The sequence below is a fragment of the Pseudarthrobacter oxydans genome (assembly GCF_030812335.1).
Taxonomy (GTDB): Bacteria; Actinomycetota; Actinomycetes; order Actinomycetales; family Micrococcaceae; genus Arthrobacter; species Arthrobacter oxydans_B.
In genome coordinates this window covers 77,086-90,408 of record NZ_JAUSSN010000003.1, presented here as the reverse complement: position 1 = coordinate 90,408, position 13,323 = coordinate 77,086, and the positions used below count along the sequence as shown (strand labels likewise).

Annotated in this window: 12 protein-coding genes; 9 read left to right on the top strand and 3 right to left on the bottom strand. The window is 67.2% G+C overall.

From position 1 onward, the window contains the following. The first annotated feature begins 74 nt into the window (after nt 1–74). The 6 genes from J2W14_RS05690 (at nt 75) to J2W14_RS05665 (ending at nt 7,185) form a co-directional block, all read left to right on the top strand. Nucleotides 75–968, top strand: coding sequence for a F0F1 ATP synthase subunit gamma (locus tag J2W14_RS05690; RefSeq protein WP_307459658.1), 894 nt, complete (start codon nt 75–77; stop codon nt 966–968). Between the two features lie 79 nt (nt 969–1,047). Further along, the gene (gene atpD, locus J2W14_RS05685) at nt 1,048–2,502 is read left to right on the top strand and encodes a F0F1 ATP synthase subunit beta (RefSeq protein WP_282382444.1); all 1,455 of its coding nucleotides are present in this window, start codon (nt 1,048–1,050) and stop codon (nt 2,500–2,502) included. A 1-nt stretch (nt 2,503) separates the two neighbouring features. Beyond that, nucleotides 2,504–2,788, top strand: a complete 285-nt coding sequence (locus tag J2W14_RS05680) for a F0F1 ATP synthase subunit epsilon (protein WP_307459655.1) — start codon at nt 2,504–2,506, stop codon at nt 2,786–2,788. A gap of 10 nt (nt 2,789–2,798) precedes the next feature. Next, complete coding sequence (locus J2W14_RS05675; RefSeq protein WP_282382449.1) at nt 2,799–3,230, top strand: DUF2550 domain-containing protein; 432 nt, start codon at nt 2,799–2,801, stop codon at nt 3,228–3,230. Between the two features lie 5 nt (nt 3,231–3,235). After that, on the top strand, nt 3,236–4,633 hold the full coding sequence (locus J2W14_RS05670; RefSeq protein ID WP_307459649.1) for an alpha/beta hydrolase: 1,398 nt from the start codon (nt 3,236–3,238) through the stop codon (nt 4,631–4,633). Then, nucleotides 4,630–7,185 (top strand): bifunctional lysylphosphatidylglycerol flippase/synthetase MprF, encoded by a 2,556-nt coding sequence (locus J2W14_RS05665; RefSeq protein ID WP_370871201.1) that lies wholly within the window; start codon nt 4,630–4,632, stop codon nt 7,183–7,185. The genes J2W14_RS05670 and J2W14_RS05665 overlap by 4 nt, the downstream gene beginning before the upstream one ends. A 207-nt stretch (nt 7,186–7,392) precedes the next feature. Here J2W14_RS05665 and J2W14_RS05660 read toward each other — a convergent pair whose 3' ends face one another. Together J2W14_RS05660 and nucS are read right to left on the bottom strand one after the other, a co-directional pair. After that, the gene (locus J2W14_RS05660; RefSeq protein WP_024365900.1) at nt 7,393–7,596 is read right to left on the bottom strand and encodes a cold-shock protein; all 204 of its coding nucleotides are present in this window, start codon (nt 7,594–7,596) and stop codon (nt 7,393–7,395) included. A 328-nt stretch (nt 7,597–7,924) separates the two neighbouring features. Further along, the gene (gene nucS, locus J2W14_RS05655; protein ID WP_307459645.1) at nt 7,925–8,620 is read right to left on the bottom strand and encodes an endonuclease NucS; all 696 of its coding nucleotides are present in this window, start codon (nt 8,618–8,620) and stop codon (nt 7,925–7,927) included. Between the two features lie 59 nt (nt 8,621–8,679). Between nucS and J2W14_RS05650 the strand changes: the two genes are divergently transcribed. Continuing rightward, nucleotides 8,680–9,033: an ATP/GTP-binding protein gene (locus J2W14_RS05650; protein ID WP_307459644.1), complete on the top strand. Its 354-nt coding sequence runs from the start codon at nt 8,680–8,682 to the stop codon at nt 9,031–9,033. 47 nt (nt 9,034–9,080) lie between these two features. Further along, a complete protein-coding gene (locus J2W14_RS05645; RefSeq protein ID WP_307459641.1) occupies nt 9,081–9,893 on the top strand; it encodes an alpha/beta hydrolase in 813 nt (270 codons plus the stop codon). 84 nt (nt 9,894–9,977) lie between these two features. Here the strand turns inward: J2W14_RS05645 and J2W14_RS05640 are convergent, their stop codons facing one another. Then, complete coding sequence (locus J2W14_RS05640) at nt 9,978–11,150, bottom strand: AI-2E family transporter (RefSeq protein WP_307460579.1); 1,173 nt, start codon at nt 11,148–11,150, stop codon at nt 9,978–9,980. 329 nt (nt 11,151–11,479) lie between these two features. On the opposite strand from J2W14_RS05640, the gene J2W14_RS05635 reads away from it, so the two are divergent. After that, nucleotides 11,480–13,309: a hypothetical protein gene (locus J2W14_RS05635; RefSeq protein WP_307459639.1), complete on the top strand. Its 1,830-nt coding sequence runs from the start codon at nt 11,480–11,482 to the stop codon at nt 13,307–13,309. Nucleotides 13,310–13,323 lie beyond the last annotated feature (14 nt).

Sequence of the window (13,323 nt, the reverse complement as noted above, 5' to 3'; positions counted from 1 at the left end):
TCGCTGGCAGGGACTGCCGGGACCCCACCGGGTTCCGGCAGTCCCGGCCATCGGGATCTTAGGAAAGGATAAGTATGGGAGCCCAGATCCGGGTCTACCGCCAGAAGATCAGCTCGACGACGTCGATGCGCAAGATCTTCAAGGCGATGGAACTGATCGCTACCTCGCGCATCGGGAAGGCCCGAGCACGCGTAGCAGCTTCACTGCCTTACGCAAACGCCATCACGCGTGCCGTTTCTGCTGTCGCAAGCCAGAGCGAAATCGACCACCCGCTGACCACCGAGCCGGAGCAGATCCGCCGGGCCGCAGTCCTGGTAATCACCTCGGATCGTGGCCTTGCAGGGTCGTACTCCGCGAGCGTGCTCAAGCAGGCGGAAGGCCTCAACGAGTTGCTCGTCGAGGAGGGCAAGGAAGTCAAGTTCTACCTGGTCGGCCGCAAGGCGCAGGCGTACTTCGACTTCCGGAACCGTCCCTACGGGCGCGTTTGGACCGGCGGCACGGATGCGCCGGAGTTTGCCACCGCACAGGAAATCGGCGAGGCATTGCTGGCTGACTTTGCGACGGACTATGCAGAGGGCGGCGTCGACGAGATCCATGTCGTCTACACCCGCTTCAAGTCCATGGTCACCCAGGAGCCGACGGTTATCCGTCTACTCCCGCTTGAGGTTGTCGAAGAGCAGGCTGCGTCCGAATCGGACCTCCTGCCGCTCTACGAATTCGAGCCGGAAACGGAGCAGGTTCTTGACGCTCTGCTGCCGCGCTACATCGAATCACGCATCTTCGCCGCGATGCTGCAGGCAGCAGCTTCGGAGCTGGCTGCCCGCCAGCGGGCGATGAAGTCCGCCGGCGACAACGCCACGGACCTCATCAAGAAGTTCACGCGTCTGCGCAACACTGCCCGCCAGGCTGAAATCACGCAGGAGCTTTCCGAAATCGTGGCCGGTGCCGACGCGTTGAACGCGTCCTAGCCACCACGGGCTCGGATCCTGCTGTACCTGCACCAAAGTAAACTTACCCAAACGCCATCTACTGAGTGAAGTGAGAGAGATGACTGCCACTGCTACCGAACACGTAGCCGCGACGACCGGTGCTACCGGCCGTATTGCACGTGTTATTGGCCCGGTTGTCGACGTCGAATTCCCGGCTGACGCAATCCCCTCGATTTACAACGCACTCACCACCGAGATTACTCTCAACGGTGAGACCAAGACGATCACGTTCGAGGTTGCCCTGCACCTCGGCGACAACGTCATTCGCGCCATCTCCCTGCAGGCAACCGACGGACTTGTCCGCGGCACCGCTGTAGTGGACTCGGGTGCCCCCATCTCCGTTCCTGTCGGCGACGTCGTCAAGGGACACATCTTCAACGTCCTCGGCCAGCCGTTGGACGTGGCTGAGTCGGAACTCGGTATCACCGAGCGCTGGCCCATCCACCGCAAGGCCCCGGCCTTCGCGACGCTTGAGGGTTCCACCGAGATGATGGAAACCGGCATCAAGGTCATCGACCTTCTCACCCCGTACATCAAGGGTGGCAAGATCGGTCTGTTCGGTGGTGCCGGTGTCGGCAAGACCGTGCTGATCCAGGAAATGATCACCCGTGTTGCCCGCAACTTCGGCGGCACCTCGGTGTTCGCCGGTGTCGGCGAGCGTACCCGTGAAGGTAACGACCTCTGGGTTGAAATGGAAGAGGCAGGCGTCCTCAAGGACACCGCCCTTGTCTTCGGCCAGATGGATGAACCGCCGGGAACGCGCCTGCGCGTGGCCCTGTCCGCCCTGACCATGGCGGAGTACTTCCGCGATGTGCAGAACCAGGACGTGCTGCTCTTCATCGACAACATCTTCCGCTTCACCCAGGCAGGCTCCGAGGTTTCCACCCTCCTCGGCCGCATGCCGTCGGCCGTGGGCTACCAGCCCAACCTGGCTGACGAGATGGGCCTCCTGCAGGAGCGCATCACGTCCACCAAGGGCCACTCGATCACCTCGATGCAGGCCATCTACGTTCCCGCAGATGACTACACCGACCCGGCCCCGGCCACGACCTTCGCACACCTCGACGCGACCACGGAACTTTCCCGTGAAATCGCTTCCCGTGGTCTGTACCCGGCCGTTGACCCGCTGACGTCGACTTCCCGCATCCTGGATCCGCAGTACATCGGTAACGACCACTACAACACGGCCGTCCGCGTCAAGCAGATCCTGCAGAAGAACAAGGAACTTCAGGACATCATCGCCATCCTCGGCGTTGACGAACTCTCTGAAGAAGACAAGATCGTCGTGTCGCGTGCACGCCGCATCCAGCAGTTCCTCTCGCAGAACACCTACACCGCCAAGCAGTTCACCGGCGTCGAGGGCTCCACCGTGACCATCAAGGACACCGTTGAAGGCTTCACCGCGATCTGCGACGGCGAGCTCGACCACATTGCAGAGCAGGCGTTCTTCAACGTCGGCGGCCTGGATGACGTTGAGCGCCAGTGGGCCAAGATCCAGGAACAGACCAAGTAATATGGCTGAGCTTGAGGTTGAGATTGTCGCAGCGGACCACTTCGTGTGGTCCGGAGCGGCCACGATGGTCAAGGCCCGCACCAGCGATGGTGAAATCGGAATCCTGCCCGGCCACGCGCCCCTGCTGGCGATTCTGGCCGAAGGTGAGCTGGCAATCCAGCCGGTTTCCGGTGACCGTATCGCCGTAGTTGTCGATGGCGGGTTCTTCTCCGTCGACAACAACCGGGTCGTCATTGTTGCTGACAACGCCCAAATGGGCGACGCGGCTACTGCGGGGATCCGCTAGCACGACCTTGATGAACGATACTGTTTTTCCGTTCATCGCCCTGGCAACGGTCTTTGCGTTGCTGGTATTTGCACTGTGCCTTTCCGGGGTGCGCCGCTTCAATTTGCGGCGCGCCCTGGGCACGGTGGACGCCTCCATTTGCACGGCTGGAAACAGCTGGCAGATGGGGGTTTGTCGCTATCAGGACAACGACCTTGAGTGGTTCCGCCTTGCCTCGCTGAGCATGCGGCCGAAGCACACCTTCCGCCGCAGTTCGCTTGAGCTGATCGGCCGGCGCAAACCCACCGAATCCGAACTTGTCAAAGTCCAGCCCGACGCCGTGATTGTCGAACTCCGGTACGAAGGGCAGGACGTCCTGCTGGCGATGCGGTTCGACGCGTACACGGGGCTCTCGTCCTGGCTTGAGGCCGGGCCCGTCGTCGGCGTCGGCACCTGGCGCTAGCCCCGGTGGACTTCATCGAAGACCTCAGGGTCGTCGACGGGCCGGTGCTCTGGATCGCCTGGACCGCGGGCACCGCGGGCCTGCTCTACCTGCTGTGGCAGGGCCGACAAAGCGCCGCCCGGGCTGCCCCCGGCCGAACGGACGCCCCCCGCCGGCTGGCCTTCCTGCTTCCACCCGCCGCCGCGGTCCTGGCCGCCGCCGCGCTCCTGGCCGGGGCGCACTGGGCACTGATCTACGTTTTCTCCGTCTTCCCCGGGGAACTTCCGCGCGAGGTCCTGGCCTGGTCCCTTCCCGCCGTCACGGCGCTGCTGCTCTGGCTGATGCGCCTGTGGGGAATCTGGCGTCCCACGGGCGCGGCCCAGGCGCCCGGCCCCAACGGCCCCCGGCGCCCGGCGCGGACGACGGCGGTGGCCACGGCCGCCCTGCTCGGCGTCGTGCTGCTCTCCGCCGTCCAGATCAACGGCTACTTTGGCCTCAACCACACGGTGAGTGACCTGACCGGCACCGCCCTGGCCCGCATCCAGCCCCTGGAAGACGGGCTGAAACGCGCCCCCGGACCCTCCGCTGCCGTCAGCCTCTCCGGGTGGAACCCGCCGGCTGACCTGCCCGAGGGCGGCGTGCTGCGGCACGCCGGAATCCCCGGCACCAGCTCAGGCTTTGCAGGCCGTGAAGCCTATGTCTATCTGCCGCCGGCCTACCAGGCCTCGCCCCGTCCGGCGCTGCCCGTCCTGGTCCTCTTCGCCGGGCAGCCGGGCGCACCGGCTGACTGGCTCACCGGCGGGGCACTGCGCAGCCGCATGGACCAGTATGCGGCAGCGCACCAGGGGGTGGCTCCGGTGGTCGTCGTCGTGGACCCGAACGGCTCCGCCTCGGGCAACACCCTCTGCATGGACAGCATGATCGCCCGGGCCGACACGTTTCTCGCGGAGGACGTGCCGGCCTGGATCATCCGGACGCTGGACGTGGATCCGGACCCTCAGCAGTGGGCGGCCGGGGGATTCTCCTTCGGGGCGACCTGCGCCGTGCAGATGGTGACCCGGCATCCGGACGTCTACAGCTCCGCCCTGGCCTTTTCGAGCGAGCAGGAACCCGCCCTCGCCAAGGAGCGGGAAAAGACCATTGCAGCCGCCTATGGCGGCGACACCGAGGCTTTCGACGGCCAGACGCCGCTGCGGCTCATGCGGGAGCACCGCTTTGAAGGTCACGCCATCTACTTTGCCGCCGGCGAACGGGACCCCGAATTCGTCGGCTACCTGGAGGTCCTGTCCGACGCCGCGCGCGCGGCCGGGTTCACCGTGGAAACGCGGCTGGTCCCCGACGCGGGACACTCCTGGGAGACCGGGTCCAGGGGGCTGCCCGCCGGACTGGACTTCCTGGCGTCCCGCTGGGGCATCCAGCAGTGAGCCCGGCAGCCACGGCAGGGCGGCGGGGGACCGGGGCCGGCCCCCTCCACGGCCTGGGCCGCGAGGGCCTGCGGCAGTCGCTGGGACACCTGCGGGCCATACCGTTCACCCTCGGCGTCCTCGCGGTCTTCCTGATCACCGGCGCGGCCACCGGAAGCTTCCTCTCCGGTCCGCCGGAATCACTGCTGGACGTGGCGTCGGTCAGTGCCCCCGAACTGAAGGCGGGGAACTGGTGGTCGCTGTTCAGCTCGATGTTCTTCGCCACGAACCTGCTGGCCTACGCCTCGGCCGCGCTGATGATCCTCCTCCTGCTGGGCCTCGCCGAGCGGCAGCTCGGTACGCGGCGCACGGCCGTCTTCTACTTCGCCGCGCAGTTCGCCGCGGTGACGCTGTTCCTGCTGGTGACACAACTCGCCCGCTACGCCGACGACGGCTGGCTGAGCCGGATGGTGGACGCGCGGCTCATGGGCCCGTACGCGGCCGTCCTGGCCGTGTCGCTGGCGTCCAGCGGGCTGCTGCCCACGCTGTGGCAGCGGCGGCTGCGCACCGGCGTCGTCTCCGTCTCCCTGATGCTCGTGCTGTACGTGGGGCACGCCGAGACCGTCGTCGGGTTCGCCGGGGCCCTGGCGGGGCTGGCGGCCGGCTGGTGGATCCAGGGCGACAAAGGCACGCTGCACCGGCACCGCTCCACCGGGCGCGAAACCCGGAACCTGCTCGCCCTCACCGTGGCGATCTTCGCCGTCGGACCCATCCTGACTGCCACGGTCCGGACCCCCACCGGGCCGCTGGCGCTGCTGCGGGACGTCGTGCTCAACCCGCTGCCCACGCTGAACCAACTGGAGCAGAATTGCGGCGGCACTATCGACGCCACCTGCCTTGAGGCCGGCCGCGCCGGGTTCGCCGGGCCGCTGGGCCTCGCGCTGGCGGTGGTGCCCGTGGTGCTGCTGCTTATCTGCGCCGACGGCATGCGGCACGGCCGCCGGCTCGCCCTGCGGATCGCGATCACGCTCCAGCTCGCCGTGACCGCCATGGCCGCCGTCTACCTGTCCCTGTTCGCCAGGATTCCGCAGTACGCCGACCGGCCGCACACCGGCGTGATGGGGTCCGGGTTCGTGCACGTGCTGCCCCTGGTGGTGGTTCCGCTCGTGCTCGTTGTCCTGCTCGCGGCGAACCGCCGCCAGTTCCGCGTCGAGACCAGTCCCCGGGCCCGCCGGGCCCTCGCCGCGGTGGTCGGCGGCACCTGGCTCGTGCTGGCGTCCCTCTACACCGGCGTCTGGCTGGCCGCCGGCGGCATGGACCGTGACGGCGGCCTGCTGGGCCTGGCTGCCGAGCTCTCCCGCCAGTACCTGCCGCTGCCCATCCCCGGAATCTACAGCCGCATCTTCCAGGGCCGCGACGCCGTCGAGGCCTTCCTCTTCGCCGCCTCCGGGATCATCTTCTGGGCGGTCGCCCTGGCCGCCGTCTGGCTGGTCCTGCAGCGCCGGCTGCACCTCAGCGACGCAGGTGCCGGGGACCGTGACGTGGCCCGCAGCCTGATCCGCCAGGGCGGCGACTCCCTGTCCTGGATGGCGCTGTGGGAGCCCAACAAGTACTGGTTCGCGCCGGACGGCCGCGGGGGAGTGGCCTACCAGCAGCATGGCAACGTCGCGTTGACGCTGGCGGGACCCTTCGGCCCGGCGGCGTCCCATGAGGAGACCGCGGCGGGCTTTATCCGGTACTGCGCCGAGCATGCCCTCATTCCCTGCTTTTACTCCTGCACCGACGAGCTGTGGCCGCTGCTGAAGGGCCGCGGGTTCCGGCGGGTGGCCGTGGCACAGGAGACCCGGCTGTCCGTGCGCTCGCTCGAGTTCACGGGCAAGGACTGGCAAAACGTCCGGACCGCCCTGAACCGGGCCAAGAAGACCGGGGTGCGCGCGGTCTGGGGCCGCTACGCCGACTTCGCGCCGGCGGTGCGCGCCCAGCTGATCGAGGTCTCGGAGGAGTGGGCCGCCCAGAAGAGCATCCCGGAGATGGGCTTCACGCTCGGCGGCATCGATGAGCTTGAGGACCCGGAAGTGCTCTGCTGCCTCGCGGTGGACGCCGAGGGGCAGGTCCAGGGCGTCACCAGCTGGCTGCCGGTCTATGCGGACGGCCGCCTCGTGAGCTGGACGCTGGACTTCATGCGCCGGCGCGGCGATGCCTTCCCCGGCGTCATGGAGTTCCTGATCGCGTCGGCGGTGCAGGAGCTCCGGAGCTCGGTGGAAGTCATCTCGTTGTCCGGATCCCCGCTGGCGAAGGAAGCTGACACGGTGGCGGATGGTCCCCGCGATGAGGCCGGGCCCGAGGCGCTGGCCAGAATCCTCGACGTCGTCGGGAAGGCTCTCGAGCCCGTGTACGGCTTCCGTTCCCTGGCCACGTTCAAGTCCCGGTTCAAACCCGACTACCGGACGCTGTACCTCTATTACCAGGACCCCCTGCAACTGCCCGCCATGGGCAGGGCGCTGAGCCGGGCCTATCTGCCCGGATTGTCCGTGCGGCACAGCGCGCGGCTGCTGAGGACCCTCGTGCGCTGAGGCCGCGCGGCCCTTCCCCGTCCGGGGCGCCTTTGAACACGATTCCGGGCATTGGGTCCGCTCTCCGCGGCGTGTCCGTGTCAATGTGCCCCCGGAGCGCATCCTTCGGGTGACCCTCGTGCGCTGAGGCAAAAAAATGGTCCCCGGCACGGAGGCCGGGGACCATTTCTGCGCGGAGACTGCCGCTGGCAGTCCCGCTGCGGGGTACTAGACCAGCGTCACGCCGGTAGCCTGGGGGCCTTTGGCGCCCTGGCCGATTTCGAACTGAACGCGAGCGTTCTCGTCGAGGGTCTTGAAGCCACCGGTCTGGATCTCAGAGTAGTGAACGAAGACATCGCCATCGGAGTCATCCGGGGTGATGAAGCCGAAGCCCTTTTCAGCGTTGAACCACTTGACGGTTCCCTGTGCCATGTATATCTCCTCATTATGGATCTTGGTTAAGGCCGGCACACTTCGTGCCGGACTTGGTCACTCCGCGAGAAGAACCTTGGCTGTGGGACCGGATCAACCGGACTTCGGCGGCAGGAGCTTCACGCTCGCAACATGTCTTGCGAGCATGAAAAAACACCTACACAAAGACTGGTCTAAGAATTTCATGTGATTTGCGTCAGGTCAACGGGCCCGGCGCACAATTTCATAAAATTTGTACAAAGTATCGACGAATGATTTCACGGCGGAATACCGCCGGCCCTTTCACCCACTGTGGAAGGAAATGCTTGCCGGCCGGCGCAGTGGGGTTCTAGAAGAGCCGGGACTCGACGTCGTCGACGCCGCGCATGGCGTCGTAGTCGAGGGTGACGCAGTCGATGCCGCGGTCGTTGGCCAGGACCTTGGCCTGTGGCTTGATCTGCTGCGCAGCGAAGATCCCGCGGACCGGAGCCAGGAGGGGGTCCCGGTTGAGCAGTTCGAGGTAGCGCGTCAGCTGTTCGACGCCGTCGATGTCACCGCGCCGTTTGAGCTCGATGGCCACCGTGGCGCCTTTGGCGTCCCTGGCCAGGATGTCCACCGGGCCGATGGCGGTGAAGTACTCGCGGCGGATGAGGGAGAACCCGGCGCCGAGGAGTTCGATCTGGTCGGCCAGCAGCCGCTGCAGGTCCGCCTCCACACCGTCCTTGATCAGCCCGGGGTCCTGGCCCAGCTCATGGGAGGTGTCGTGCAGCTGCTCATGGATGTTGATGATCAGGCGGTCATCGGTTTTGGCCGACTGGACGGTCCACTGCTCGACCACGCCGATTTCGACGTCGACCTCGTCCGGGGAGGAGACCCGCAGGGACGCCGGGGGACTCATCCAGTTCAGCGGCTTGTAGGATCCGCCGTCCGAGTGGACCAAAACGGAACCGTCGGCCTTGACCAACAGGAGCCGGGTGGCGAGCGGGAGATGGGCCTTGAGCCGGCCGACATAATCAACGGAGCAACGGGCTATGACTAAACGCACCCGGTCAACACTACCGTCTGTCGGGACAACGGGCACCCGGACTGGGGCAGAATGGAACCATGCCCCGTTCCAACCGCCCCCGCCGAGCCGTGTCAGGACGAGCCGGCCCGGCCAAGGCTGCCAAGCCCGGAGTCAAGGGCGGACCTGTGCCGGAGCTTGACCTGGAACGCGCGCGCTCGGGCTTTGCGCGGCGGGAGAGTGCGCCGGACGGCGAGTGGTCGGTCCGGCCCGTGACCGCCGGCCGTGCGGAAAAAACCTATATCTGTCCGGGCTGTTCGACGGCGGTGCTGCCCGGCGTGGCGCATCTCGTCGTGTGGTCCGAATCCCATCTCTTCGGGCCCGCCGCGGGCCTCGCGGAGCGGCGGCACTGGCATACGAACTGCTGGACCTCACGCAGCTACCGGTACCGCTGAGTGCCGGCACGGACTGCTTCGCCGGCCGCTTTCGCTAAGCTGGACGCATGAGTTTTGACCCGGCGTCGTACGTCTTCAGCCAGCCTTCCGCACCGACCGCAATCCGCGCCTCCACCGTTCTCCCGGCCCGCCGGGAGAACGTGGAGCTCCGCACGAGCGACGGACACCGGCTCGTCGGCGAGCTCGCGCTCCCGGAATCCGGCGAGGTGAAGGCCACCCTGATCACGCTCCATCCGCTTCCCACGCACGGCGGCTTCATGGACTCGCACGTCTACCGGAAAGCCTCTTACCGGCTGCCCGCCCTGGCCGGAATCGCCGTGCTCCGGTTCAACACCCGCGGCACCGGATCGCCGCGGGGAACTTCCGAGGGAGCGTTCGAGGAGGGAATCGGCGAACGCCTCGACGTCGAGGCGGCCGTGAAGTTCGCCGTCGACCGCGGCCTGCCGAACCGCTGGCTCGTGGGCTGGTCGTTCGGCACTGAGCTCGCGCTGATGTACGGGGCGTCGGAACCGGTGGCCTCCGAGGTCGAAGGTGCCATCCTGCTCTCGCCCCCGCTGCACCGGGCCACGGAGGTGCACCTCAAGGAATGGGCATCCTCCGGCAAACCGCTCAAGGTCCTGGTTCCCGAACTTGACGATTACCTCCAGCCGGCCGAGGCCACGGAGCGCTTCAAGGTGGTGCCGCAGGCCCGCGTCGTGGGCGTCGACGGCGCCAAGCACCTGTGGGTGGGGGAGAAGTACGCCGGCCGGGTGCTCAACGAGATCGTCGACGAAGTACTCCCGGGCCGTGCCGGCGAGGGCGGCACCCGCACCGAACTGCCGCACGAATGGGCCGGTCCGGTGGCCACCGCGCACGCCTGAGCGCCCTGTGGACTTTCCGCTACGGAAAAGGACAGCCGCCGCGTGGATCCACGCAGCGGCTGTCCTTTTCCGTAGCGGAAAATGTCAGTGGTTGTCCTGGCGGACGATGAAGATTTCCTTGACCAGGAGCAGGATGGCGGCCGCCGTGGGGATGGCGATCAGCGCCCCCAGGACGCCGAGCAGGCTGCCGCCGGCGATCACCGAGATGACGGCGACGGCGCCGGGCACCGCGACGGCCTTCTGCATGATGCGCGGGGAGATGAAGTAGGCCTCGAACTGCAGGTAGGCGAAGTAGCAGACGGCATAGACCACAGCGGTCTGCCAGCCCGCCGTGAGGGCGATCAGCGTGACAATGACACCGGCGATCAGCCCGCCAACCAGGGGAATGAACGCCAGCAGGGCCACCACGAAGGCCAGCAGGACGGCGAACGGGACGCCGACGATCGTCATCACAATAAATGCGAACGTTGCGTTGACGATTGCGACGACGGCCTGGCCGATCACGTAGTTGCCCACCGACCCGGTGATTTCCTCGGACAGGGCCTCGACCCTGGCCCGGCGGGACCGCGGGGCCAGCCGGTAGCCCCATTTCTTCATGGCCGGCAGGGCTGCGAGGAAGTAGAGGCTCAGCACCAGCACAATCAGGGCGCCGAAGAGTCCGTTGGCCACGGTGGAGCCGAAACCGACGACACCGCCGAAGATGCCGCCCATCGCCTCCGGGTCGTTGACGAACTTCTCCAGCTCCTGGGTGATGCGTTCGCGCACCCCGTACTGGTTGTCGATGCTGCGGAAGAAGTCGGAGTTGATGAATTCCGTGATCCACCGCGGCGCCTCTTCAACGATCTGGGTGACCTGCTGGACGATCGTGGGGATCAGCGTGGCAAAGAAGGCTGCGACGCCCAGGGCGAGGGTGGAAACGGCGACCACAATGCCGGCGGCGCGGGGGAGCTTTTTCCCCTCGAGCCAGCGCACCACTGGGTCCAGGCCCAGGGCGATGAAAAGCGCCGCCACGATCCAGAGGATCAGCTGGGTGGTGTTGGAGCCAATCCAGTAAACGAGCAGGGCCACGCCGACGCCGACCGTCCCCATGAACCCGACGTAGAGAGGGTGCTGGGAGGACATCCGCGGACCGGGATTGCCGAAGCGGGTGCCCGTTTCGGTCTCGGGCATCGTCCCGTCGTCCACCTGCTCCGGGGGCATCTCGAAGCGGAGCCGCGGCTGGGCTCCCGGCAGGGGCTGGCGCAAGCGGTGGGCCATCGAATTCAGGACCCCGGCCAGGGCCACCCGGCGGGGGGAAACCTGCTCCTGCGGACTGTCCACCGTGCTGCCGGATTCCTTGGTTTCTTCCGGTCCTGAGGGGGACGAGTCCGTGTGTCCAGTCACTGCGTTGAAAGCCCTTTATTCTCTGTATATCCCCGGCGGAGACGCTGCGGCGGCCCCAGTGTGATGATCAACGCAAACACTATCAGCAGGCTTGTTACGGCGCTCTTTCGGGGCTGCCGCGGAGACCCCGGAAGGGGTTGACAAACAGCCCGATCTGACTCTCTGGTAACAAAACGGTTACTATTGAAGCTACGTGTCCGCTGATGATAGGTAATATTTTGCGTTTCAAGACTGCAGTCGCACTAGTGCTGCTGGGCCTCCTGACACTGCTGGCCGGAATCGGCCAGAAGACCTTCTGGGCTCCGCCGGAGACCGTGACGGCCACCGCCCCCTCGGGAGCCACCGCCGCGCCGCTGACCGTTTTTGACGAGAAGCTCCGCACGCTGCACGACGGCACGGTGACGATCAACGTCAAGGGCGAGGGCAGCTTCATGCTGGCCGCCGGCCGCCCTGACGACGTCGATGCCTGGGTTGGCGCCACCGCGCACAACACCGTCTCCGGGCTCTCCGAGGACGGCAAGGCGCTGCAGTTGACCCATGCTGACGGGGATGCGGCCGCGCCCTCGCCGGCCGGCTCGGACCTCTGGGTCAGCACGGAGAACGCCAGCGGCGAGCTGAAGTACAACTGGACCCCGCCGGCCGACGGCGACTGGTCGCTGCTGCTCGCGACGGACGGCACCAAGCCGGCCCCCGCGTCCATCACCATGACCTTTCCGAACGACACCTCCACCCCGTGGGCCGTTCCCCTGATGGTGATCGGCGGCCTGCTGATCCTGGCCGGCGCCGCGCTGTTGGTGCTCAAGCCCAAGTCCGGCACCCGCACAGGCACCGGCGACGGCGGTTCCGGCAACGGCGGCGAACCGGCCCCCGGCTTCAAGGACTCCGCCTCCAAGGACACCGCCCCCCGGGGCTCCGAGGTCCAGGCAGCCGCCCCGAAGGCAGCCGTCCCGACGGACACTGCCCCGAAGAACGCCTCCCAGCAGCTCACCGCCGCACCGGGCACCGCGGCACAGCGCCTGCGGCGCTCCGGAGTGGTCGTGGCCGTGCTGACCGCCACCGCCGTCGCCGGCAGCGGCGTGGCGGCCCAGGCCAGCCAGACGCCGCCCCCGTCACCGGCCACTTCTTCCGCCGCAGCGGAGCAGGCTCCGGCGTCACCGGTCCTGGTTGATGTCCAGTTCCGCCGCATCCTGGAACAGGTTGCCAGCGCGGTCGACGCCGGGGACGCGGCCAAGGACGCCAGCAAGCTGGAGCCGCGTGTGGCCGGTCCTGAACTCGAGGTCCGCACGCAGAACTACAAGATCCGCTCCCAGGTCGGCTCGTACGAGCCCCGGATGCCGGTCCGTGCCACCAAGCTCCTCACCACGGTGGTCACCGAGCAGCGCAGCTGGCCGCGTACGGTCATGGCGGTCACCCAGGGCGAGGGCAACGTCGTTCCGCAGCTGCTCACCCTGACCCAGGCCTCCCCGCGGGAGAACTACAAGCTGGTCCTCACCACGCCGCTGCAGCCGGGAACGACCTTCCCGGGGATCGCCCGCGGCGGCACCGAGACGCTGGCACCCACCGACAAGTCGGGTCTGCTCTTCAGCGGTGAGGAAGCGCTGGGCGGGCTGGGCGACCGGCTGAACTCCGCCGAGTCGCCGTTCAAGGACAAGCTCGCCGAGGGAGCGTCGTCCCCGTATATTGCGGACACGCTGGCTTACCAGGCCGATGTCGTGAACTCGGGTGTCAACGGCACCTTCTCCTTCACCCACAAGATGGTCCCGGGCAGCGTTGTGGTGTTCCGGACCGCCGACGGAGGGGCCCTGGCCATGGGCCGCCTGGACTTCGCGTTCGATGGCACCCCCAAGGCCGCCGGCGACAAGCTGACGATCGGCGACGACGCGGCGGCCCTGGCCGGCGGCAAGGAGACCAGCACCGGCATGGTGCTGAACTTCGCTGAGTCCGTGGCCGTCTACATCCCGCCGGCCGGGTCCCAGGACCCGATGCGGCTCGTTGCCGCCACCCGTGGCCTCGTGGGAGCGACCTTCAAGTAGTCCAGCCGCAGCAT